The 770-nt window shown below is 41.7% G+C and carries 2 protein-coding genes; both read left to right on the forward strand.

All coding sequences use genetic code 11. The features are described 5' to 3' along the window. On the forward strand, positions 1-321 hold a 321-nt coding region (locus A3738_RS30635), incomplete at its 5' end, for a hypothetical protein (RefSeq protein WP_197473618.1). A gap of 171 nt (positions 322-492) precedes the next feature. After that, positions 493-770: hypothetical protein (locus A3738_RS05380; RefSeq protein WP_197473619.1), on the forward strand; the 278-nt coding region annotated here is incomplete at its 3' end.

Raw genomic sequence — 770 nt, forward strand, 5'->3', positions numbered from 1 at the left:
TTACTTAATCAAACCCAGCAGGGCACGCTCATTTTGTTGCTTGATCAGCCGGTATTGAATGATTCTGATTTAGTGCGTTTCTTGCTCAATGCTATTCAGAAAAACTGCATGTATGCCTCGGCCTATCCTGATTCGATTGGTCCACCAGTATACTTCCCAAAGCAATCAATGAATGACTTCATGCGGTGGTATGAGAGCGGAGGTAGACGGCCGAAGAAATTTCTTGGCGAACACGATGTAAAAGTTGGCAAAGTAGGGGGTGTTCAACAAGATGTTGATACGCCTGCAGACTTAGCAAATCTCGATAGGCCCGTGGTCTGAGCGCATTGCGAGTATGCTGTAAGGAAGACGCATAGTTAGTATTACGGTGTACAAGATCTATTATGATTGATCAGTAGATTATATTTGGGCGCGTCATTCATTCTTCGTTTGCAAGCTATAGTGATATGCGTGTATTAATTAGAACCTACCTTAATAAAAGAACAATATTCTATGTCTGATCATCCAGCTCCTTCAAGCTCTTCTAGAAGCATCTTTTTTTCATTGTCTCTCGTCGCCTTAGCTGGTGCATTAGCGTATTTCAGTTATGCATTAATTCGTGTTGTAGATCAGGTGCCAGAAATTCTCGAGCAACTTGATAAAAGCAGTCAGACTGTTGAACCGATTACCTCTCAGATCCCTGATGTTCTAGCAACAGTGAATAAAGTGAATGCTTCTATTCCAAATGTGTTGGAAGAAGCTAAAGCTTATCGTGAGTTAGTGCCTGAGAT

The sequence above is a fragment of the Oleiphilus sp. HI0066 genome, assembly GCF_001635725.1.